This window comes from Pseudomonas sp. BNK-30 (genome assembly GCF_047456185.1).
GTDB lineage: Bacteria > Pseudomonadota > Gammaproteobacteria > Pseudomonadales > Pseudomonadaceae > Aquipseudomonas > Aquipseudomonas putida_E.
Genome location: NZ_CP179904.1, coordinates 4,653,062 through 4,675,653 on the forward strand (window position 1 = coordinate 4,653,062; position 22,592 = coordinate 4,675,653).

Below are 22,592 nucleotides of genomic sequence, written 5' to 3' on the forward strand. Positions count from 1 at the left end.
CTATCTGTTCCTTACAGGAGCCCTGCATGACCCTCGATCGCGATGCCGCTTCCCATGTAGCCGAGGTTTTGTCCGAAGCACTGCCTTACATTCGCCGTTTTGTCGGCAAGACCCTGGTGATCAAGTACGGCGGCAACGCGATGGAGAGCGAGGAGCTCAAGACCGGGTTTGCCCGTGACATCGTGCTGATGAAGGCCGTGGGCATCAACCCGGTGGTCGTGCACGGTGGTGGCCCTCAGATCGGCGACCTGCTCAAGCGCCTGTCGATCGAAAGCCACTTCATCGACGGCATGCGTGTCACCGACGCGGCGACCATGGACGTGGTTGAAATGGTGCTGGGTGGCCAGGTCAACAAGGACATCGTCAACCTGATCAACCGCCACGGCGGCAGCGCCATCGGCCTGACCGGCAAGGACGCGGAGCTGATCCGCGCCAAGAAGCTCACCGTGAGCCGCCAGACGCCGGAGATGACCCAGCCGGAAATCATCGACATCGGCCACGTCGGCGAAGTGGTCAGCGTCAACACCGACCTGCTGAACATGCTGGTCAAAGGCGACTTCATCCCGGTGATCGCGCCAATCGGCGTGGGTGCCAACGGTGAGTCGTACAACATCAACGCCGACCTGGTGGCCGGCAAGGTGGCCGAGGCACTGAAAGCCGAGAAGCTGATGCTGCTGACCAATATCGCCGGCCTGATGGACAAGCAAGGCCAGGTCCTGACCGGCCTGACCACCGAGCAGGTGAACGAACTGATCGCCGACGGCACCATCTACGGCGGCATGCTGCCGAAGATCAAGTGCGCGCTGGAAGCGGTCCAGGGTGGCGTGAACAGCTCGCACATCATCGACGGCCGCGTGCCGAATGCGGTGCTGCTGGAGATCTTCACCGACAGCGGCGTGGGCACCTTGATCAGCAACCGCAAGCCACGCTGATCGCCTGCACTGGCCCTATCGCCGGCTTGCCGACGATAGGGCCGTAAAAGGCAACAGATAAAAAAGGCGACCCGAAGGTCGCCTTTTTCATTACCGAGCCGCAATCAGATCCCGTACTGCGCCCGATAGGCCTCGACCGCCGGCAGATGCTGCTTGAGCTGCGAATCATCGGCCAGGAACTCCAGCACCTGGGTCAGCGAAACGATGCTGACTATCGGGATACCGAAGTCACGCTCCACTTCCTGGATCGCCGACAGTTCGCCGTTGCCGCGCTCTTCGCGGTTGAGCGCGATCAGCACGCCAGCGGCCTTGGCCTGCTGGGCATTGATGATCTGCATGACCTCGCGGATGGCAGTGCCAGCGGTGATCACGTCATCGATGATCAGGACGTCACCGGCCAGTGGCGCGCCGACCAGGCTGCCGCCTTCGCCGTGATCCTTGGCTTCCTTGCGGTTGAAGCACCACGGCACGTCCAGCTGATGTTGCTCGGCCAGGGCCACGGCGGTGGCCGCAGCCAGCGGGATACCCTTGTAGGCCGGGCCGAACAGTACGTCGAACGGGATCTTGCTGTCGACGATGGCCGCCGCATAGCAACGCCCCAACTGAGCCAGGGCAGAACCTGTGTTGAACAGGCCGGCATTGAAGAAATACGGGCTGGTACGCCCCGATTTCAGGGTGAATTCACCGAAGCGCAGAACGCCGCGATCGATGGCAAAACGGATGAAGTCGCGCTGATACGGCTGCATGGAAAGTCCCGGACACCACGGATTTAGCTAAATGGGTTGAGCTCGGGTATCATACACGCACGAGATTTTTGGGGCCATTTATGCGGATCATCAGTGTGAACGTAAATGGCATTCAGGCTGCAGCCGAGCGTGGATTGCTCAGCTGGTTGCAAGCCCAGAATGCCGACGTCATCTGCCTTCAGGATACCCGCGCCTCGGCCTTTGAACTCGACGACCCAGCTTTCCAGCTCGATGGCTATTTCCTTTATGCCTGCGACGCGGAGGTACCCGCCCAAGGTGGCGTGGCACTGTATTCGCGCATGCAGCCCAAGGCAGTCATCACCGGCCTGGGCTTCGAGACAGCCGACCGCTACGGGCGTTATCTGCAAGCAGATTTCGACAAAGTCAGTATTGCCAGCCTGCTATTGCCTTCGGGCATGAACGGCGACGACGACTTGAACCAGAAGTTCAAGTTGATGGACGACTTCGCCAAGTACCTGGACAAGCAGCGGCGCAAGCGTCGTGAGTACATCTATTGCGGCTCGTTCTACGTGGCGCAGCAGAAGCTCGACATCAAGAACTGGCGTGACAGCCAGCAGTCGCCAGGCTTCCTGCCGCCTGAGCGTGCCTGGATGGATGCGATCACTGGCGACATGGGCTATGTGGATGCCCTGCGCGAAGTCAGCCGTGAAGGTGACCAGTACAGCTGGTGGCCGGACAACGAGCAGGCCGAGATGCTCAACCTGGGCTACCGGTTCGACTACCAGATCCTCACCCCGGGCCTGCGCCGCTTCGTGCGCAATGCCCGCCTGCCGCGTCAGCCGCGCTTCTCGCAGCATGCGCCGCTGATCGTCGACTATGACTGGACGTTGACCATCTGAGCACTGTTCAGATACGAAAAAGCCGACATTGAAGTCGGCTTTTTCATACCTGCAGGATCAATCAGTCGGCCAGAGCGACCTGCTGCAGTTCGAAGATCTCGTTCATGCCCTTCTGCGCCAGCGCCAGCATGGCGTTGAAGTCTTCGGGCTGGAACGGCGCACCCTCTGCAGTGCCCTGCACTTCGATGAAACCACCGGCACTGGTCATGACCACGTTCAGGTCGGTCTCGGCAGCGGAGTCTTCCAGATAGTCCAGGTCGAGTACGGCTTCGCCCTGGTACATGCCCACCGATACGGCGGCGATCATGTGCTTGAGCGGATTGCCGCCCTTCAGGCCACCCCGTTTCTTGATCACTGCCAGGGCATCGACCAAGGCGACCATGGCGCCGGTGATCGACGCGGTGCGGGTGCCGCCATCGGCCTGGATCACATCGCAGTCGACGTACAGGGTGATGTCACCCAGCTTGCTCATGTCCAGCGCGGCGCGCAGCGAGCGGCCGATCAGGCGCTGGATTTCCAGGGTGCGACCACCCTGCTTGCCACGGCTGGCTTCGCGCTGGTTACGCTCACCGGTGGAGCGCGGCAGCATGCCGTACTCGGCGGTCAGCCAGCCTTGGCCCTGGCCTTTGAGGAAGCGCGGTACGCCGTTTTCAACGCTGACCGTGCAGATGACCTTGGTGTCACCGAACTCGACCAGTACCGACCCTTCGGCGTGCTTGGTGTAGTTGCGGGTGATGCGGATCGAGCGGAGCTGATCGGCGGCGCGACCACTTGGACGTTTCATCTGGGATACCTGTACTGGGACTTTGAATCTGCCCGGCATTATAAAGCCCGTAGCCCGGTGAGGACATGCTTATTGTCGGGCCGCGCACAGCCTGTCGCCTTTTCCCACCGGCCGATGAGGGCTCTGTAACATGGGCGGATTGGGCGCCAAGGGCGCACTGCGCTACAATCCTGCGCCTTGCAGCCGAAAGGCTTTCCCGTTCACATCATCTACGCGAGGTACTCCCCATGGTGCACAGCATGACCGCTTTTGCTCGTGTCGAGCGCGCAGGCAGCCAAGGCACCCTGGTCTGGGAACTGCGCTCGGTCAACCACCGCTACCTTGAACCTCACCTGCGCCTGCCCGACGCCCTGCGCGACCTGGAAGGCGCGGTGCGTGAGGGTCTGCGCCAAGGCCTGTCGCGCGGCAAGGTCGAATGCACCTTGCGCCTGCACGAAGACAGCAACGGCAAACCACTGAAGGTCGACCGCGAGCGTGCCGCACAACTGGTCGCCGCCGCCGAAGAAGTGGCCGGCCTGATCAAGCAGCCGGCGCCGCTCAACCCGCTGGAAGTGTTGTCCTGGCCGGGCGTGCTGGTGGCCGACGCCAGCGACCCGCAGGCGCTCAATGCCGAAGCCGTGGCACTGTTCGACGAGGCCCTGGCCGAATTGAAGGCCGGGCGCCTGCGCGAAGGCCAGGAGCTGGCACGCCTGATCAACGAGCGGCTGGACAGCATGGCCACCGAGGTCACCACCCTGCGTGCCCTGGTACCGCAGATGCTGGCCGCACAACGGCAGAAGATCATCGACCGCTTCGGCGACCTCAAGGCCGAGCTCGACCCGCAACGGCTTGAGCAGGAGATGGTGCTGCTGGCACAAAAGAGTGACGTTGCCGAAGAGCTGGACCGCCTCAGCACCCACGTCAATGAAGTACGCCGGGTGCTCAAGTCCGGCGGGGCCGCTGGCCGGCGCCTGGACTTCCTCATGCAGGAGCTCAACCGCGAGGCCAATACCCTGGGCTCCAAGGCCTTCGACCCGCGTAGCACGCAAGCGGCGGTCAACCTGAAGGTACTGATCGAACAGATGCGTGAACAAGTACAGAACATCGAGTAAGGCCACCCCTACCATGAACCACAGCAGCGGCACCCTATATATCGTCTCGGCCCCGTCAGGTGCCGGCAAGACCAGCCTGGTCAACGCCCTGATCAAGGACGACAAACGCGTCAGCGTTTCTGTCTCGCACACCACGCGCGGCAAACGCCCGGGCGAGGAGCACGGCATCAACTACCACTTCGTCAGCCATGACGAATTCAAGGCGCTGATCGACAAGAACGACTTCCTTGAACACGCCGAAGTGTTCGGCAACTTCTACGGCACCTCGCGTAGCACGCTGCAGCAAGTGCTGGACCGGGGCGATGACCTGATTCTGGAAATCGACTGGCAAGGCGCCCGTCAGGTGCGCGAGCTGATGCCCGAAGCCCGTTCGATCTTCATCCTGCCGCCCAACCTGGAGGCGCTGCGCCAGCGTCTGGACGGGCGTGGGCAGGACAGCGATGAGATCATTGCCGGCCGCATGAAAGAGGCCGTCAGCGAAATGCAGCACTACGACGAGTACGAGTACGTCATCATCAACGATGACTTCGATGTGGCGCTGGAGGAGTTGAAGGCCGTATTCCGCTCGAACCGTTTGCTGTTGAGCAAGCAGCAGGAACGGCACGGGGCATTGCTCAAGCAGTTGATCGGCTGAAGATAGAGACAGTTGGGGCCGCTTTGCGGCCCTTTCGCGACACAAGGCCGCGCCTACCGCGGGGTGTTGGGGCGCAACGCGCCCCACCCAGCATTATTCCTGCAGCTGCAGAGTCGCCTGCTGTCGCAGGGTGGCCCCCAGGAAGTAAGCCGGCGCGCGCATCCGCGACAGCATCATCAGCACTATCCCCAGTGCCGAAATGATCGCCGCAATCACGAACACCAATCCTACGCCAGCCACATGCGAGCCACTGCCGAAATCCGGCGACGCGCTGTCGATGGCGGTGCGCACGAAGATCACCGACAGGATCACACCACCCAACAGGGGGCACAGGCCGCGCATGCAGAAGTGGCGCAGGCTGTCGAACAGGCTGTGGCGGAAATACCACACGCAGGCAAACGCGGTCAGCGAATAGTAGAAGCAGATCATCATGCCCAGGGCGGTGATGGTGTCCGCCAGCACGTTTTCGCTGAGGGTACGCATGGTCACGTAGAACAGGCCTGCGGCAACGCCGGCACAGATGGTTGCGTAACGTGGCGTCTGCGAACGCGGGCAAACCTTGGCAAAGCGCTCTGGCACCGCACCGTAGTAACCCATAGCGAGCAGCGTGCGCGCCGGAGAGACGAAGGTCGACTGCAGCGAAGCGGCGGTGCTGGCCAGCACGGCGATGGACATCAGGATCGCCAGCGGCCCCATGACTGGCCCGGCCAGGTGGGCAAAGACATTCTCCTGGATACGCGGGTTGTTCAGTCCCAGCCCTTGCTCGCTGATCCCCGCGAATTGCAGGGTGGCGATGGCGGTGAGCAGGTACAGACCAAGAATCAGCAGCACGGTCCAGGTCGCCGCTTTGCCCGGCACCTCGTCGCTGCCGATCGATTCCTCACTGACGGTCAGGCACACGTCCCACCCCCAAAAGATGAAGATCGACAACGACAGGCCAGCGGCAAAGGCCGAGAACGACTCCACGCCGAAGGGGTTGAACCAGGCCAGGTCGAACTCCAGCGGCGCTGGCGCGGTGGTCTCACTGAAGGCGGCGAAGGCAAAGCCGATCAGCACCAGCAGTTGCAAGGCCACCAAACCATATTGCACGTTCATGGTGGTGGCCATGCCGCGACAACAGATCCACACCGCCATGGCGATGAACACGCAACAGGTGGTGATGTTGATCAGCAGGTTATCCGCCAAGGCAGCCAACGCCTGGTTACCGGTGATCTGAGCCAGGAACAGATAGAAAAAATCAACGGCCACCCCGGCCAGGTTGGACAACACGATGGTGGTGGCAACGACCAGCCCCCAGCCACCGATCCAGCCGATCATCGGGCCGAAGGCGCGGGCCGACCAGGTAAAGGAAGTACCGCTGTCCGGCTCCGCCGCGTTCAGCTCACGGTAGCCCAGGGCGACCAGCAGCATGGGCAGGAAGCCGACGATGAAGACGGCCGGAAGGTGCTCGCCGACCTCCCGCACGGTGGGGCCAAGGGCACCGGTCAGGGTATAGACCGGGGCGATAGTCGAAATGCCCAGCACCACGCTGGCCAACAGGCCAAGACGGCCTTTTGCCAAACCTTTGCTGCGCTGGGTGCTGCCTGAATCGGCCACATCGGGTGGGCGGCCAGCTTCTGTGTAATCGCTCATGAGTATTTGCCGTAACTATTGGAATTGTTGTCACAGGCCCTGCGAACAAGGCGCTTTCACTCATTGAAAGCTTGCGTATCGGTATCAGTCATCCAAGACCTTCGGGTAACGACCCTACCGTGCAGCATGGGCAATGCAGGCCTCGCGGAACGCCTGGAACAGGCGTGTGGAGACCGGGTTGTCGGCAAAACGCCATTCCGGGTGCCACTGCACGCCAAGCACAAAGCCAGGCGCGTCAGGCATCGACACCGCTTCGATCAGGCCATCCGGGGCCCTTGCCTCGACGCGCAGGCCCGGGGCCAGGCGGTCGATGCCCTGACTGTGCAGCGAGTTGACCTCGAACTGCGCAGCCAGGCCCAGGCGCTCGAATACCCCGCCAGGCGCAATGCCGACGGGATGACGAGGGCCGTATTGCACCTCCAGGGGTGCGTCCTCAGGTTCACGGTGGTCCAGGTAGCCCGGCAGTTCGTGCACGCGCTGGTGCAAGCTGCCGCCTAGGGCCACGTTCAACTCCTGGAAACCACGACAGATACAGAACACCGGCACGCCGGCGGCAATGGCCGCCTGCAACAGCGGCAAGGTCAGGCGGTCACGTGCAAGATCGTGCCGGGTACCTTCCGCGCTGGGGGCGCCATTGTAATGATGCGGCTCGACATTTGAAGGCGAGCCGGTAAAAAGAATGCCATCGAGCCGTGCCAGCAACGCCTGCGCGTCACTGCCCCCGTCGCGGGCCGGCAGGATAAGCGGGAGCCCGGCAAAGCCGGCCGCCTCGACATACTTGTCGCCCACCGTGTGCGACGAGTTCTTCCCCACCTGCTGACGGCAGGCGCTGACACCGATCAAGGGGACCGCAATTGCGCTCATGGGCTTACACCGTGTGCAGGTACCAGTTGTACTCGAGGTCGGAGATCGATACTTCGAACTCGGCCAGCTCACTTTCCTTGCAGGCCACGAAGATATCGATGTAATCCGGGCTTATGTATTGGTTGAGGACTTCACTGTCATCCAGCGCGCGCAAGGCGTCGCGCAGGTTGTTCGGCAGGCTTTGCTCCAGCTGTTCGTACGAGTTGCCTTCAATCGGCGCGCCAGGCTCGACCTTGCTGGTCAAGCCATGGTGGATCCCCGCGAGAACTGCCGCGAGCATCAGGTAAGGGTTGGCGTCGGCGCCCGCTACACGGTGCTCGATGCGCACGTTTTCACTGCTGTCGGTCGGCACGCGAACCGCTACGGTACGGTTGTCCAACCCCCAGCTCGGCGCATTCGGCACGTAGAACTGGGCGCCAAAGCGACGGTACGAGTTGACGTTCGGGCACAGGAACGCCATCGACGCCGGCATGGTCTCCAGCACGCCACCAATGGCATGGCGCAGAGCATCGCTTTGCAGTGGGTCGTCATGGGCAAAGATGTTCTTGCCAGTCTTCTTGTCGAGCAGCGAAATGTGCACGTGCAGGCCATTGCCCGCCTGGCCTGGGTAAGGCTTGGCCATGAACGTGGTGTCCATTTCATGGTCGTAGGCGACGTTCTTGACCAGGCGCTTGAGCAGGATCGCGTAGTCGCACGCCTTCAGCGGATCGGCAACGTGGTGCAGGTTGACTTCGAACTGCGCGGGCGCGCTTTCCTTGACGATGGCATCGGCCGGCAGGCCCTGCTCCTTGGCCGCTTCCAGCATGTCCTGCAGGCAGTCGACATATTCGTCGAGGTCGTCGATGAGGTAGACCTGGGTCGACTGCGGACGCTTGCCCGAAGTGGGCGAGCGCGGTGGCTGCGGACGACCGTTGAGGTTGTCCTGGTCGATCAGGTAGAACTCCAGCTCGAACGCGGCGCAGATGTCCAGGCCCAGGTCATCGAACTTGCTCACCACCTGGCGCAGCACTTCGCGTGGGTCGGCGAAGAACGGCTCGCCCTCGAGCTCGTGCATGGTCATCAGCAACTGGGCAGTCGGGCGCTTCTGCCAGGGTTCGTTGCAGAGCGTGCCGGGGATCGGGTAGCAGATCCGGTCGGCATCGCCGATGTCCAGCCCAAGCCCTGTGCTTTCCACGGTCGAGCCATTGATATCCAGGGCGAACAGCGATGCCGGCAGGTTGATCCCCTTTTCGTACACCTTGTGCAGGCTGGCCCGCTCGATGCGCTTGCCACGTACCACGCCATTCATGTCGGAGATCAGCAGATCGACGTACTGAGTGTCCGGATGGGCCTGGAGGAAGTCTTTCATCTCGCTGGAAGAACTGGCGCACGGGGTGACCGACGTCATGGTGTACATCCTTTGATGTGCTGCGGCGATGTGGGGATACGGCTGGCGCCTCACGGGCGACGATGGTTGCAGCTGTTGTTTTTTTAACTTTCCCATCGTGGGGATTGGTTACCCGACCGGGCGCATTGATTCCCGGGGGCAGTTCCACTATAAAATGGCCTCAACGCAACAGACATTGGCATTTCGGCAAGTAGAGCGTGCACCAATGCAATATCAGATCACCCACGCCGACCTCTCCCTGGTCCTGGCCCTGGAGCGCGGGCGCTCACTGGCCAAGGCCGCCGAACTGCTCAAGGTCGATGTTTCGACCGTGTTCCGTTCGATTCGCCGGCTTGAGTCGGCACTGGGCACCGCACTGTTCGTCAAGAGCCGCAAGGGCTACCTGCCGACCGACACCGCCCAGGCCCTGGCCGAGCAGGCCGAACGGGCCGAGCAGGCGCTGGATGCTGCGCGCATCGCCATGACCAGTGGCGAGCAGGTGGTGAGCGGCACCGTTCGTCTGACATGCACTGAGGCGGTAATGCACAGCCTGCTGCTGCCGGCGCTGGCCGAGTTCATGCCCAATTACCCGGCTCTGTCGCTGGAGATGGGCACGTCCAACACCTTCGCCAACCTCAGCAGGCGCGATGCCGACATCGCCCTGCGCCTGACCAATACGCCGCCCGAGCACCTGGTCGGCCGTTGCCTGGGTTCGACGTCCTATGTGATCTGTGGCCAGCCGCAATGGCGCGAGCGCCTGGACGAGTCCCACAACAGCGTGCCATGGATAGCCCCGGACGACTCCATGCAGGACCACCCCACCGTGGTCTGGCGCAATCAGCAGTACCCCGGGCTGAGCCCGCGCTACCAGTGCAGCAGCATGTCGACCATTGCACAGCTGGTAAGCACGGGGCTGGGCGTTGCGGCGCTGCCCGACTACATGGTCCATGCACTGCCTGGGGTCGAGGCGCTGAGCGGACCGCTGGCCGGTTGCGACACCCAACTGTGGCTGCTGACCCGGCCCGATTGCCGGGCCTTGCGCTCGGTGCAGACATTGTTCGAAGAGCTGACCCCAAGGTTGCGCGGCGCGATGTTGTGAGATACAAGATGAAGGTGTCTGTCGCGGCCCTTTCGCGGTGGTTCGGCGCCCCGGCAAGCCCGCATCCACAGGGTGAGGGATGCAGGCCTGATGGGGTATCCGGCAAAACAGCGCTTCCCTATTGGCTGGTGATTTTTTAAACTATCGAGTCCGCCTGCCCATATTGGGCTGCACGCCCATCGCATTTGCTACTGAGGAAGACCATGGCCCGCGTAACTGTTGAAGACTGCCTGGAACACGTGGATAACCGTTTTGAGCTGGTCATGCTCTCGACCAAGCGCGCCCGTCAGCTGGCTACCGGCGGCAAAGAGCCACGCGTAGCGTGGGAAAACGACAAGCCGACCGTCGTTGCCCTGCGTGAAATCGCAGAAGGCATCGTCACCAACGAATTCATTGCCGCTGAAGAGATCGTCACCGAGGATCCGGTCTTCGCCGCGTTCGAGGACGAGTCCAACGAGGCTGTCTGATCGATGCCTGGTCGACGTCGCGCGGCGCAAGGCCCTCTTCCTCGGCAAGAGGTGAAACCATGCCGGGCATAGAAGCCTTAGCCGAACGGCTGTCGACCTACCTGGGCCCCGAACAGGTCAACCTGGTTCGCCGGGCCTATTTCTACGCCGAACAGGCACACGATGGGCAGCGCCGCCGCAGCGGCGAGCCCTATGTGACCCATCCGCTGGCCGTGGCCAGCATCCTCGCCGACATGCACATGGACCATCAGAGCCTGATGGCGGCCATGCTGCACGACGTGATCGAAGACACCGGCATCGCCAAGGAAGCCCTCAGCCAGCAGTTTGGCGAAACGGTTGCTGAGCTGGTCGATGGGGTCAGCAAGCTGACCCAGATGAACTTCGAGACCAAGGCCGAAGCGCAGGCTGAAAACTTCCAGAAGATGGCCATGGCCATGGCCCGCGATATCCGCGTGATCCTGGTCAAGCTGGCCGACCGCCTGCACAACATGCGCACCCTGGAAGTGCTGTCTGGCGAAAAACGCCGACGCATCGCCAAGGAAACCCTGGAAATCTACGCGCCCATCGCCAACCGGCTGGGCATGCACACTGTGCGCGTAGAGTTTGAAGACCTCGGCTTCAAGGCCATGCACCCGATGCGCTCGTCGCTGATCCACCGGGCGGTCAAGAGCGCACGCGGCAACCGTAAAGAGATCGTCGCCAAGATCGAACACTCGCTGGCCAACTGCCTGGCCGCCGACGGTATTCAAGGCGAGGTCAGCGGCCGGCAGAAACACCTCTATGGCATCTACAAGAAGATGCGCGGCAAGCGCCGCGCCTTCACCGAGATCATGGACGTGTACGCCTTCCGCATCATCGTCGACAAGGTCGACACCTGCTACCGCGTGCTCGGCGCCGTACACAACCTGTACAAGCCGCTGCCCGGGCGCTTCAAGGACTACATTGCGATCCCCAAGGCCAACGGCTATCAGTCGTTGCACACCACGCTGTTCGGCATGCACGGCGTGCCCATCGAAATCCAGATCCGCACCCGCGAAATGGAAGAGATGGCCAACAATGGCATCGCCGCACACTGGCTGTACAAGTCCAACGACGACGAGCAGCCCAAAGGCAACCATGCGCGCGCTCGCCAGTGGGTCAAGGGCATCCTCGAGCTGCAGCAGCGTGCCGGCAACTCGCTGGAATTCATCGAGAGCGTGAAGATCGACCTGTTCCCTGACGAGGTCTATGTCTTCACGCCCAAAGGCAGGATCATGGAGCTGCCCAAAGGCTCCACCGCCGTCGATTTCGCCTATGCGGTGCATACCGATGTGGGCAACAGCTGCATCGCCTGCCGCATCAACCGGCGCCTGGCGCCGCTGTCCGAGCCGCTGCAGAGCGGTTCGACGGTCGAGATCGTCAGCGCCCCGGGCGCGCGGCCCAACCCGGCCTGGCTCAACTTCGTGGTCACCGGCAAGGCCCGTACGCACATCCGCCACGCACTCAAGCAGCAGCGACGCTCCGAGTCGATCAACCTTGGCGAGCGCCTGCTGAACAAGGTGCTGACCGGTTTCGACAGCAGCCTCGAGCAAATCCCTCAGGAGCGTATCAACGCGATTCTCGCCGAGTACCGCCTGGAACTGATCGAAGACCTGCTCGAAGACATTGGCCTGGGCAACCGCATGGCCTATGTGGTGGCCCGCCGCGTGCTGTCAGCCGAAGGCGAACAGCTGCCAGCACCGGAAGGCCCTCTGGCGATCCGCGGCACCGAAGGCCTGGTATTGAGCTATGCCAAGTGCTGCACGCCCATCCCGGGCGACCCGATCGTCGGCCACCTGTCGGCAGGCAAGGGCATGGTCGTGCACCTGGAGAACTGCCGCAACATCAGTGAAATCCGCCATAACCCGGAGAAGTGCGTACAGCTTTCCTGGGCCAAGGACATCACCGGCGAATTCAATGTCGAGTTGCGTGTCGAGCTGGAACACCAGCGCGGCCTGATTGCCCTGCTGGCCAGCAGCGTCAATGCCGCCGACGGCAACATCGAGAAGATCAGCATGGACGAACGCGACGGCCGCATCAGCGTTGTCCAACTGGTGGTCAGCGTGCACGACCGCGTGCACCTGGCTCGTGTGATCAAGAAGCTGCGTACGCTGACCGGCGTGGTCCGCATCACCCGCATGCGTGCGTAGTCCGCCAACCGCAAGGAGTCATCATGAGCAAGACCGTCATCAACAGCGACAAGGCCCCTGCCGCCATCGGTACCTACTCGCAAGCGATCAAGGCCGGCAATACCGTTTACATGTCGGGCCAGATTCCGCTGGACCCGAACACCATGGAACTGGTTGAGGGCTTCGAAGCCCAGACCGTACAGGTCTTCGAGAACCTCAAGGCCGTTGCCGAAGCTGCGGGCGGTTCGTTCAAGGACATCGTCAAGCTGAACATCTTCCTCACCGACCTGAGCCACTTCGCCAAGGTCAACGAAGTGATGGGCCGCTACTTCGAGCAGCCGTATCCAGCCCGTGCCGCCATTGGCGTTGCCGCGCTGCCAAAAGGCGCCCAGGTAGAAATGGACGCCATCCTGGTCATCGATTGATGCCGCAGGTGACGGGCGCCTTGCCCGTCACCTTTCAGTTCAAGGTTAACCTACCATGCGTCAAGCACTGCCCCTCGCGCTGGCAGCCCTGCTTCTGAGCGGCTGCGCCAGCCACAAACCCGAAGATTTCAACGGCACCTGGATCAACCAGGACGCCATCAACGCCGCCGTCAAAGGTGGCAGCCTGCGCCAGGCCCTCAATGAACACGGCCCCATCTTCGAGTGGAAACTCGATGTGGCCAGCCAGCAGGCCAGCTACAGCAATGGTTTCGAGGCCGCCGACGGCCAATTGAGCGCCGCTGACAAGCAATGGCAGGCCAACTTCCCGGGCGGCCAGACCGAACAGCTGGCGCTGGATGGCGACGAGCTGAAAGCCACGGACACAACAGGTGCCGAACGCAGTTTCGTCCGCGCCAATCAGCTCGGTAATGTGCCCTTGGGCAGCAGCTTCGAGAAAGCACTGTACCAGGCGTACCTCGGCGGGGACTGGAAGATTGTCGAAGGCCAGGGCACAGGTAGCGTCGTCCGGTTCACCGATAACGGCGGCGTCACCGGCCTGCCCGGCCCTGACCGCTACGCCCTGTGCCTGGCCGGCGATTGCGCAAGCATGGGGGGCAGCAACGACAGCCTTTGGCTTGAGCGCAACCAACGTGGCGCGCCATTCATCTTCAAGCGCGATGGCGACAAGCTGGAGATCTTCCAGGCGCTCAACCGCGCACAGCCCGATGAAATCCCGCAACTGGCAGCCGGTACCCGCCAGTGGGTGCTGGAGAAAGACTGACCCAAGTCGCGCCTGGTTTCACTGGCCTAATCGCCGGCTTGCCGGCGATAGGGCCAGCAGCGATACAGCAGGCTTCAGCCTTCGCCTTTCAGGATCGCCGCGTAACCTTCCTTGTAACTCGGATACTCCGGCACCCAACCCAATGCCCGCACCCGGGCATTGCTGCAGCGCTTGCTGCCGGTGCGGCGCACCCGCTGCTCATCGGACCATTCGGTAACGCCCATGTAAGCTCGCAACCAGCCAACCACATCGGCCAGTGGCGCAGGGTCGTCATCAACGCCTATATAGCAATCGTCCAACGCCACACCATCGGCATCGGCCTGCAGCAGGAACGCCAGCAGGCTTGCGGCATCCTCGGCATGGATACGGTTGCCATACAGCGGCGGCTCGGTCGCCACCCGATAGCCCTGACGCACCTGGCTGAGGAGCCACTCACGCCCGGGGCCATAGATCCCCGTCAGGCGCACGATGCTTGCCGGCATGCCGCCAGCCAGGGCCAGCCGCTCAGCCTCCAGCATCACACGCCCCGAATAGCCTTGCGGCTCGGTAGGTGCGGTCTCATCGATCCACTCCCCATCCTTTTGTGCAAACACACTGCTGCTGGACACGAACAGCAGGCGGCGCGGGCGCTGCCCACGCTCGGCCAGCCAACCCAGCACGTGACGCAAGCCTTCAACGTAAGCGCTTTGATAACCCGCCTCATCGTGCTGGCTGGCGGCTACGCAATACACCAGATAATCCGGGGAATGCTGTGGCCAAGCCTGGGGCAAGCCCGAATCGGACAGGTCGGCAGCGATCGGTACAACACCCTGTGGCAGGTGTTCGACCGAACGGCGCAGGCCGCTTACCTGCCAGCCACGGGCGAGCAATTGGCGGGCCAGCCGGCCGCCGACATCACCACAACCTACGATCAATACGGAACGGTCTGACATCACTTAACTCCCTAGACCAAAGGATCAGGCTAGCCGGATTACACGATAGGCGGCTAGACCATGGGCGAAAAAAGCAACGAGATTACTTTTGTTAACAAGAATTACTTGCAATAATGGCACCCCTATCTGTTCTCGGCCTATCTCGAGGCCTTGGAGAACGCACACTTTTTTCTTCATCAGGTCCGGCCAGCATGACACGTACTCACACTTCCGCTTCGCCAACCCCGTCACGCGCCTGGCGCGCCATTGCCGCGCTGTTGTTCAGCCTGGTGCTGGCCCCAGCGGCTATGGCCGATGAGCCCAATACCAACGTCAGCGCCCCAGCAGCTGCAAGCGCACCGGCCACCCCAGCCACCGAAAGCCAGGCACCTGCTGGCGACGCTCAGGCCGCTACGCCGGTCGATGCGCCAGCGGCAGCGGCCCCAGGCACCGAAGCCGTGGTCGAGAACACTTCGCTGGGCATGGCCCATGACCTGTCCCCATGGGGCATGTACAAGAACGCCGACGTGGTGGTGAAAGCGGTCATGATCGGCCTGGCCATTGCCTCGATCATCACCTGGACCATCTGGATCGCCAAGGGCTTCGAGCTGATGGGCGCCAAGCGTCGCCTGCGCGGCGAAATCGCACAGCTGAAGAAGTCTGCCAGCCTCAAGGAAGCCAGCGAGGTCTCAAACAAGGAAGGCACCCTGGCCCACACGCTGGTCCACGACGCCCTGGAAGAAATGCGACTGTCGGCCAACGCCCGTGAAAAAGAGGGCATCAAGGAACGCGTGAGCTTCCGCCTGGAGCGCCTGGTGCATGCCAGCGGCCGCAACATGAGCAGCGGCACCGGCGTGCTCGCCACCATCGGCTCCACCGCGCCGTTCGTCGGCCTGTTCGGTACCGTGTGGGGCATCATGAACAGCTTCATCGGCATCGCCAAAACCCAGACCACCAACCTGGCCGTCGTTGCCCCCGGTATCGCCGAAGCACTGCTGGCCACCGCCCTGGGCCTGGTCGCAGCGATCCCGGCCGTAGTTATCTACAACGTCTTCGCCCGCTCCATCGCCGGCTACAAAGCCCAGGTTTCCGACGCTTCAGCGCAGGTCCTGCTGCTGGTCAGCCGAGACCTGGACCACCAGGGTGGCGAGCGCGTCGCCCCGCACATGGTGAAAGTGGGGTAAGCCATGGGCCTGCATCTGAACGAAGGTGGCGACGACCTCGCCGAAAACCACGAAATCAACGTCACGCCGTTCATCGACGTGATGCTGGTACTGCTGATCATTTTCATGGTGGCCGCGCCCCTGGCCACGGTCGACATCAAGGTCGACCTGCCGGCCTCGACCGCCAAGCCGGCACCGAGGCCGGAGAAGCCGGTGTTCGTCAGCGTCAAGGCCGACCAGAAGCTGTATGTCGGTGACGATCAGGTGCCTGCACCCAGCCAGCTTGGCCCGATGCTCGATGCCAAGACCAAGGGCGACAAGGAAACCACCATCTTCTTCCAGGCCGACAAAGGCGTGGATTACGGTGACCTGATGGAAGTGATGAACAACATGCGCGCGGCCGGCTACCTCAAAGTCGGTCTGGTAGGTCTCGAGACGGCAGCCAAGAAATGACGAAGACGCGGCACAATCTGGCGCGTTACAGCGGCAGCCTGGCACTTGTGCTGGGTGTCCATGCCGTCGCTGTGCTGCTCACGCTCAACTGGTCGGTGCCCCAGGCCGTCGAGCTGCCCCCGGCAGCCATGATGGTCGAACTTGCACCGCTGCCCGAGCCCGCACCGCCACCACCACCGAAGGCCGCTCCACAGCCGCCGGCACCGGTCGAAGAGCCGCCGTTGCCCAAGGTGGCTGAAGCGCCCAAACCAAAGATCGCCATCGCCAAGCCGCCCAAGCCCAAACCCAAGCCTCAACCGCCGAAGCCTGAGAAAAAGCCTGAGCCGCCCAAGGATGAGCCACCGACCAAAGAACAGGTCGTGGACACGCCGCCAACCAACACGCCACCGCAGAAGTCCGCGGCACCGGCACCCAGCATTGCCGCGAACAGCAAAGCGTTGCCGACGTGGCAGAGCGACCTGCTGCGCCACCTGGCGAAGTACAAGCGCTACCCGGAAGACGCACGCCGCCGGGGCCTTCAGGGCATCAACCGCCTGCGCTTCGTGGTCGACGCCGAAGGCAAGGTGGTCTCGTACTCCATGGCCGGTGGTTCGGGCAGCGCGGCACTGGACCGGGCAACCCTGGAAATGATCCGCCGGGCCGGCAAGGTACCCAAGCCGCCTGCCGAATTGCTCAACAATGGCACGATCGAAGTAGTGGCACCGTTCGTCTACTCGCTGGACCGTCGCTGATACTTTTGTTTCTGTCACAAATCGGCAAGTCTGATAACGTGCGTCTATCGATTGCAGCCGCTATGCTGGGCTCGCAACTTCATGGACGCACGTTATGACCCTCACAGAATTACGCTACATCGTCACTCTCGCCCAGGAGCAGCACTTCGGCCACGCCGCCGAGCGTTGCCATGTCAGCCAGCCCACCCTGTCCGTCGGTGTCAAAAAGCTTGAGGACGAGCTTGGCGTGCTGATCTTCGAGCGCAGCAAGAGCGCGGTGCGCCTGACGCCAGTCGGTGAAAGCATCGTCGCCCAGGCACAGAAGGTACTGGAGCAGGCGCAGGGCATCCGCGAACTGGCCCAGGCCGGCAAGAACCAGCTCACCGCCCCGCTCAAGGTCGGTGCTATCTACACCGTCGGCCCTTACCTCTTCCCGCACCTGATCCCGCAGCTGCACCGCGTGGCACCGCAGATGCCGCTGTACATCGAAGAGAACTTCACCCATGTGCTGCGCGAAAAACTGCGCAATGGTGAACTCGACGCAGTGATCATCGCCCTGCCGTTCAACGAAGCCGACGTGCTGACGCTGCCACTGTACGATGAGCCATTCTGTGCCCTGATGCCCGCCGACCACCCCTGGACGGCGAAAAAGACCATCGACACCGCCATGCTCAACGACAAGAGCCTGCTGCTGCTCGGCGAGGGCCACTGCTTCCGCGACCAGGTTCTGGAGGCCTGCCCAACGCTGAACAAAGGCGGCGAAGGCGCCAAGCACACCACGGTGGAGTCCAGCTCGCTGGAAACCATCCGCCATATGGTCGCTTCGGGCCTGGGCGTGTCGATCCTGCCGCTTTCGGCGGTGCACAGCCACCACTACGCGCCGGGGGTCATCGAAGTGCGCCCGCTTACCGCACCGGCACCCTTCCGCACCGTAGCCATCGCCTGGCGCGCCAGCTTCCCGCGGCCCAAGGCCATCGAGATCCTTGCCGACTCGATTCGCCTCTGCTCGGTAGCCAAGCCCGCTGTGGAACAACCGGCCTGAGTCATGACTGAGCTGTCGAAGGTCTCTGTCACCGCGCTCAAGGGCGTAGGCGAAGCCATGGCGCAGAAGCTCGCCAAGGTCGGCCTGGAAAACCTGCAGGACGTGTTGTTCCACCTGCCGCTGCGCTACCAGGACCGCACCCGGGTGGTGCCTATCGGCGCCCTGCGTCCCGGCCAGGACGCCGTGATCGAAGGCGTGGTCAGTGGCGCCGATGTGACCATGGGCAAACGCCGCAGCCTTGTCGTGCGCCTGGGCGATGGCAGCGGCGTGCTCAGCCTGCGCTTCTATCACTTCAGCAATGCGCAGAAGGAAGGCCTCAAGCGCGGTACCCACCTGCGCTGCTATGGCGAGGCCCGCCCCGGTGCCTCGGGCCTGGAGATCTACCACCCGGAGTACCGTGCACTCAATGGCGACGAGCCGCCGCCGCCGGTCGAGCAGACCCTGACGCCGATCTACCCGTCCACCGAAGGCCTCACACAACAGCGCCTGCGCCTGCTCTGCCAGCAGAGCCTGGATATGCTTGGCCCACGCAGCCTGCCGGATTGGTTGCCGGACGAACTGGCCCGGGACTACCACTTGGCACCGCTGGACGATGCCATCCGCTACCTGCACAACCCTCCGGCCGATGCCGACCTTGATGAGCTTGCCGAAGGCCAGCACTGGGCCCAGCATCGCCTTGCCTTCGAAGAGCTGCTCACCCACCAGCTGTCGCAACAGCGCCTGCGTGAAAGCCTGCGCAGCTTGCGCGCTCCGGTTCTGCCCAAGGCCAATAGCCTGCAGGTGCAGTATCTGGCCAACCTGGGCTTCAAGCCGACCGGCGCACAGCAGCGGGTAGCCGATGAAATCGCCTACGACCTGAGCCAGGCCGAGCCGATGATGCGCCTGGTACAGGGCGATGTCGGCGCCGGCAAGACCGTGGTTGCCGCACTGGCGGCGCTGCAGGCACTGGAGGCCGGCTACCAGGTGGCGCTGATGGCGCCCACCGAGATTCTCGCCGAGCAGCACTACATCACCTTCAAGCGCTGGCTGGAGCCGCTGGGCCTGGAAGTCGCCTGGCTGGCCGGCAAGCTCAAGGGCAAAGCCCGCGCCAGCGCCCTGGAACAGATCGCCAACGGTGCGCCGATGGTGGTGGGTACCCACGCGTTGTTCCAGGAAGAAGTGCAATTCAAGCACCTGGCCCTGGCGATTATCGACGAACAGCACCGTTTTGGTGTGCAACAACGTCTGGCCCTGCGCAAGAAGGGTGTTGCAGGCGAACTGTGCCCGCACCAGCTGATCATGACCGCCACGCCGATCCCGCGCACGCTGGCGATGAGCGCCTATGCCGACCTCGACACCTCGGTGCTCGACGAACTGCCGCCAGGGCGCACGCCGGTGAACACCGTGCTGGTCGCCGACAGCCGGCGCTTCGAGGTGGTGGAGCGGGTGCGCGCCGCTTGCGCCGAAGGGCGCCAGGCCTATTGGGTCTGCACCCTGATCGAAGAGTCCGAAGAACTTACCTGCCAGGCAGCCGAGAGTACCTACGAGGAACTGGGCAGCGCCTTGGGTGAACTGCGCGTGGGCCTGATCCACGGGCGCATGAAACCTACGGAAAAGGCCGCGGTGATGGCCGAATTCAAGCAAGGCGACCTGCAACTGCTGGTCGCAACCACGGTGATCGAGGTGGGTGTGGACGTGCCCAACGCCAGCCTGATGATCATCGAGAACCCCGAACGCCTGGGCCTTGCCCAACTGCACCAGTTGCGCGGCCGGGTAGGCCGGGGCAGCGCGGTGAGCCACTGCGTGCTGCTGTATCACCCGCCGCTGTCGCAGATCGGCCGCGAACGCCTGGGGATCATGCGCGAAACCAACGACGGCTTCGTCATCGCTGAAAAGGACCTGGAGCTGCGCGGCCCGGGCGAGATGCTCGGGACGCGCCAGACCGGCTTGTTACAATTCAAGGTCGCCGACCTGATGCGCGATGCCGACCTGTTGCCAGCCGTGCGCGACGCCGCACAAGCCCTCATTGCACGCTGGCCCGAGCACGTCAGCCCGCTGCTCGACCGCTGGCTGCGCCACGGCCAGCAATATGGCCAAGTGTGACGCCAGTACCAGAATGGATCCAGCTTTGCGACCAGACTGGTTATACTTCGCGTTTAAAAGAATCAGTGGATACGGACCATGACTGAAGCTGCCCTGGACACCGCAACCCCACACGCACCGTCTGTCATCCGGCTGTTGCTCGAAAAACTGGGTGTTGCCTATCGCGAGGTGCCAGAGCATACGCAACTGCCGGCTGCTTCACGGGTACAGGCGATCCTGCTGGATGACGAGATCGGCGCATTGATGGTGCTGTTCCCGCAGAGCAAGCTGCTGGACCTCAATCGTCTGGAAGAGCTGACGGGCCGCAAGCTCAAAGCCGTGCCGGTACAACGCCTGAAACAGATGCTCGACAAGCACCATCTGAAGGCCTTGCCTGCGATTCCGGCGCTGACCAGTTCGCCCTGCCTCTATGAAGGCAAGTTGCTCGATGCCGAACGCCTGCTGATCCAGTCCGGTGAAGCCGGTCTGTTGCTGGAAATCCAGCGTGACGACTTCAAGCACATGATGCAAAAGGCCAGCGCTGGCACTTTCGGCCAACCCGTCAGGGAAATACGCCCCAATCTCGACCGCCCGGATGATGACTCCAGGGAGATTACCCTAGCAGTGCAGGCATTCACCGCCCGCCGCATCCAGAAGCGCCTGGAAGAAACCATCGAGATCCCGCCACTGGCCGATACGGCGCAGAAAATCATCAAGCTGCGGGTCGACCCCAATGCCAGCATCGACGACATCACCGGCGTGGTCGAAACCGACCCGGCCCTGGCCGCACAGGTGGTCAGCTGGGCTGCTTCACCCTATTACGCCTCCCCAGGCAAGATCCGCTCGGTGGAAGATGCCATCGTCCGCGTCTTAGGCTTCGATCTGGTGATCAACCTGGCCCTGGGCCTGGCATTGGGCAAGACGTTGAGCCTGCCCAAGGACCACCCACAACAGGCGACGCCGTACTGGCAGCAGTCGATCTACACCGCGGCCATCATCGAAGGCCTGACCCGGGCCATGCCGCGGGCCGAACGCCCTGAAGCCGGCCTGACTTACCTGGCCGGGCTGTTGCACAACTTCGGCTATCTGCTGCTGGCGCATGTGTTCCCGCCGCACTTCTCGCTGATCTGCCGCCATCTGGAGGTCAACCCGCACCTGTGCCACACCTATGTGGAGCAGCACCTGCTGGGTATCAGCCGCGAGCAGATCGGCGCCTGGCTGATGAAGCTGTGGGACATGCCCGAAGAGCTGTCGACCGCGCTGCGCTTCCAGCATGATCCTGCCTATGACGGCGAATACTCGGCGTACCCCAACCTGGTGTGCCTGGCGACCCGTCTGCTGCGCTGCCGCGGCATCGGCTCGGGGCCGCAGGAGGCGATCCCCGACGAATTGCTGGAGCGCCTGGGCATTACCCGGGAGAAAGCTGAGGACGTCGTGAACAAGGTGCTCGAGGCCGAGAGTTTGCTGCGCGAACTGGCGTCGCAGTTCAACGCACCGCACTGAAAACGTTGGGGCTGCACAGCAGCCCCAGCTGTTCAGCCTTTTTTCTTCTTCGGTTTCAGGTATTTCATCAAACCCTGGAACCACATCACCAGCGCCGGATTGCCCTTGATCTGGATGCTCTTGTCCTGAATGCCCTGCATGAACGCCAACTGCTTGTTGCTCGCCTGCATCGTGGCGAAGCCATAGGCAGCGTCCTTGAAGGCAATGGCAAAGGCTGGCTGCGGATGAGCGCCACCTTTACTGCTGATGCGTTCGCCACTGACGATGAAGTGCCGGGCAACCTTGCCATCGAGCGTCTGCATCTGGAACACCAGGTCCTTGTCCTTGAGTTGCTGCTGAAATGCCGGGTTGTTACGGCTGGCCTTGGCCATCAACAACCCCATGGCCCAGAGAAGAAAGCGGAACTTCATCAACGCGCCTCGAATATAAAATGACCGAAGCGCACAGTTTATCCGTTTCCTGAACTATTTACGCACATTCGCAGCTCGATGCTTTCCGAAAGCACAACGGGCGCACTGAGGCGCCCGTTTGAGCAGAGGCTGCAAGTCAAGCGTCGGTCATTTGGCTTTCTTGGCCGGCTTGGCGGGCACATTGACGCTGTCACGCAGGTTTTTGCCAGGCTTGAAGGCCACAGTATTGCTGGCCTTGATCTTCACCGGCTCACCGGTCTGAGGATTCTTGCCGGTACGGGCGCCGCGATGCCGTTTTTCAAAAGTGCCGAAGCCGACGAGGGTCACGGTGTCTTTGTCCAGCGCACCGGTGATGCTGTCGAGAATGGCATTGAGCACCTGATTGGCCTTTTCCTTGGTCAGATCGGCCTTTTCGGCGATGACGGCGGCGAGTTCTGGTTTACGCATAATGAAGCCTCTTTGACGGGAATTCTTGTTGTTATTGCCGTGCTGCCCGTGAAGCAGCGTTCAA

23 protein-coding genes are annotated in these 22,592 nt (G+C 62.5%); 15 read left to right on the forward strand and 8 right to left on the reverse strand.

All coding sequences use genetic code 11. The features are described 5' to 3' along the window. Positions 1–26: 26 nt before the first annotated feature. A complete protein-coding gene (gene argB, locus ACMGGN_RS21540; RefSeq protein ID WP_046786869.1) occupies positions 27–932 on the forward strand; it encodes an acetylglutamate kinase in 906 nt (301 codons plus the stop codon). Positions 933–1,036: 104 nt separating this feature from the next. On the opposite strand, the gene pyrE is transcribed toward argB, so the two are convergent. After that, complete coding sequence (gene pyrE / locus ACMGGN_RS21545) at positions 1,037–1,678, reverse strand: orotate phosphoribosyltransferase (RefSeq protein WP_414156287.1); 642 nt, start codon at positions 1,676–1,678, stop codon at positions 1,037–1,039. Positions 1,679–1,758: 80 nt separating this feature from the next. On the opposite strand from pyrE, the gene ACMGGN_RS21550 reads away from it, so the two are divergent. After that, the gene (locus tag ACMGGN_RS21550) at positions 1,759–2,538 is read left to right on the forward strand and encodes an exodeoxyribonuclease III (RefSeq protein WP_012312131.1); all 780 of its coding nucleotides are present in this window, start codon (positions 1,759–1,761) and stop codon (positions 2,536–2,538) included. Between the two features lie 61 nt (positions 2,539–2,599). Here the strand turns inward: ACMGGN_RS21550 and rph are convergent, their stop codons facing one another. After that, positions 2,600–3,322: a ribonuclease PH gene (rph, locus tag ACMGGN_RS21555; RefSeq protein ID WP_046786868.1), complete on the reverse strand. Its 723-nt coding sequence runs from the start codon at positions 3,320–3,322 to the stop codon at positions 2,600–2,602. 227 nt (positions 3,323–3,549) lie between these two features. Here rph and ACMGGN_RS21560 point away from each other — a divergent pair, with 227 nt between their 5' ends. Beyond that, positions 3,550–4,413, forward strand: a complete 864-nt coding sequence (locus tag ACMGGN_RS21560; RefSeq protein ID WP_039604571.1) for a YicC/YloC family endoribonuclease — start codon at positions 3,550–3,552, stop codon at positions 4,411–4,413. Between the two features lie 13 nt (positions 4,414–4,426). Further along, on the forward strand, positions 4,427–5,047 hold the full coding sequence (gene gmk, locus ACMGGN_RS21565; protein WP_414156288.1) for a guanylate kinase: 621 nt from the start codon (positions 4,427–4,429) through the stop codon (positions 5,045–5,047). Between the two features lie 93 nt (positions 5,048–5,140). On the opposite strand, the gene ACMGGN_RS21570 is transcribed toward gmk, so the two are convergent. From ACMGGN_RS21570 to ACMGGN_RS21580, 3 genes are all read right to left on the reverse strand, one after another. After that, on the reverse strand, positions 5,141–6,679 hold the full coding sequence (locus tag ACMGGN_RS21570) for an APC family permease (protein WP_115273277.1): 1,539 nt from the start codon (positions 6,677–6,679) through the stop codon (positions 5,141–5,143). Between the two features lie 114 nt (positions 6,680–6,793). Further along, entirely contained in the window at positions 6,794–7,543 is a 750-nt protein-coding gene (locus ACMGGN_RS21575) for a gamma-glutamyl-gamma-aminobutyrate hydrolase family protein (RefSeq protein WP_346640404.1), read from the reverse strand. A gap of 4 nt (positions 7,544–7,547) precedes the next feature. Then, positions 7,548–8,891 carry a glutamine synthetase family protein gene (locus ACMGGN_RS21580; protein WP_414156850.1) on the reverse strand — a complete coding sequence of 448 codons (1,344 nt, stop codon included), beginning with the start codon at positions 8,889–8,891 and terminating at the stop codon, positions 7,548–7,550. A 244-nt stretch (positions 8,892–9,135) separates the two neighbouring features. Between ACMGGN_RS21580 and ACMGGN_RS21585 the strand changes: the two genes are divergently transcribed. The 5 genes from ACMGGN_RS21585 (at position 9,136) to ACMGGN_RS21605 (ending at position 13,828) form a co-directional block, all read left to right on the forward strand. Beyond that, positions 9,136–10,008 (forward strand): LysR family transcriptional regulator, encoded by an 873-nt coding sequence (locus tag ACMGGN_RS21585; RefSeq protein WP_046786863.1) that lies wholly within the window; start codon positions 9,136–9,138, stop codon positions 10,006–10,008. A 203-nt stretch (positions 10,009–10,211) separates the two neighbouring features. Beyond that, positions 10,212–10,475, forward strand: a complete 264-nt coding sequence (rpoZ, locus tag ACMGGN_RS21590) for a DNA-directed RNA polymerase subunit omega (RefSeq protein ID WP_012312123.1) — start codon at positions 10,212–10,214, stop codon at positions 10,473–10,475. Between the two features lie 59 nt (positions 10,476–10,534). Then, positions 10,535–12,643, forward strand: a complete 2,109-nt coding sequence (gene spoT, locus ACMGGN_RS21595; RefSeq protein WP_414156289.1) for a bifunctional GTP diphosphokinase/guanosine-3',5'-bis pyrophosphate 3'-pyrophosphohydrolase — start codon at positions 10,535–10,537, stop codon at positions 12,641–12,643. Between the two features lie 23 nt (positions 12,644–12,666). After that, positions 12,667–13,047: a RidA family protein gene (locus tag ACMGGN_RS21600; RefSeq protein ID WP_012312121.1), complete on the forward strand. Its 381-nt coding sequence runs from the start codon at positions 12,667–12,669 to the stop codon at positions 13,045–13,047. 55 nt (positions 13,048–13,102) lie between these two features. Further along, complete coding sequence (locus ACMGGN_RS21605; RefSeq protein WP_414156290.1) at positions 13,103–13,828, forward strand: hypothetical protein; 726 nt, start codon at positions 13,103–13,105, stop codon at positions 13,826–13,828. Between the two features lie 74 nt (positions 13,829–13,902). Here the strand turns inward: ACMGGN_RS21605 and ACMGGN_RS21610 are convergent, their stop codons facing one another. Beyond that, positions 13,903–14,760, reverse strand: a complete 858-nt coding sequence (locus ACMGGN_RS21610; RefSeq protein ID WP_046786860.1) for an SDR family oxidoreductase — start codon at positions 14,758–14,760, stop codon at positions 13,903–13,905. A 191-nt stretch (positions 14,761–14,951) separates the two neighbouring features. On the opposite strand from ACMGGN_RS21610, the gene exbB reads away from it, so the two are divergent. The 6 genes from exbB (at position 14,952) to ACMGGN_RS21640 (ending at position 21,671) form a co-directional block, all read left to right on the forward strand. After that, on the forward strand, positions 14,952–15,923 hold the full coding sequence (gene exbB / locus ACMGGN_RS21615; protein ID WP_196997285.1) for a tonB-system energizer ExbB: 972 nt from the start codon (positions 14,952–14,954) through the stop codon (positions 15,921–15,923). 3 nt (positions 15,924–15,926) lie between these two features. After that, positions 15,927–16,355, forward strand: a complete 429-nt coding sequence (gene exbD, locus ACMGGN_RS21620) for a TonB system transport protein ExbD (protein ID WP_012312117.1) — start codon at positions 15,927–15,929, stop codon at positions 16,353–16,355. After that, positions 16,352–17,086 carry an energy transducer TonB gene (locus ACMGGN_RS21625; RefSeq protein WP_039604282.1) on the forward strand — a complete coding sequence of 245 codons (735 nt, stop codon included), beginning with the start codon at positions 16,352–16,354 and terminating at the stop codon, positions 17,084–17,086. The genes exbD and ACMGGN_RS21625 overlap by 4 nt, the downstream gene beginning before the upstream one ends. A gap of 94 nt (positions 17,087–17,180) precedes the next feature. Further along, complete coding sequence (locus ACMGGN_RS21630) at positions 17,181–18,107, forward strand: hydrogen peroxide-inducible genes activator (protein WP_012312115.1); 927 nt, start codon at positions 17,181–17,183, stop codon at positions 18,105–18,107. 3 nt (positions 18,108–18,110) lie between these two features. Beyond that, positions 18,111–20,189, forward strand: a complete 2,079-nt coding sequence (gene recG, locus ACMGGN_RS21635; protein ID WP_196997284.1) for an ATP-dependent DNA helicase RecG — start codon at positions 18,111–18,113, stop codon at positions 20,187–20,189. A 78-nt stretch (positions 20,190–20,267) separates the two neighbouring features. Beyond that, on the forward strand, positions 20,268–21,671 hold the full coding sequence (locus ACMGGN_RS21640; RefSeq protein ID WP_115273271.1) for an aminoacyl-tRNA deacylase and HDOD domain-containing protein: 1,404 nt from the start codon (positions 20,268–20,270) through the stop codon (positions 21,669–21,671). Between the two features lie 32 nt (positions 21,672–21,703). On the opposite strand, the gene ACMGGN_RS21645 is transcribed toward ACMGGN_RS21640, so the two are convergent. Together ACMGGN_RS21645 and ACMGGN_RS21650 are read right to left on the reverse strand one after the other, a co-directional pair. Further along, positions 21,704–22,081: a helicase gene (locus tag ACMGGN_RS21645; RefSeq protein ID WP_039605049.1), complete on the reverse strand. Its 378-nt coding sequence runs from the start codon at positions 22,079–22,081 to the stop codon at positions 21,704–21,706. Positions 22,082–22,228: 147 nt separating this feature from the next. Further along, entirely contained in the window at positions 22,229–22,528 is a 300-nt protein-coding gene (locus ACMGGN_RS21650) for an HU family DNA-binding protein (protein ID WP_039605050.1), read from the reverse strand. Positions 22,529–22,592 lie beyond the last annotated feature (64 nt).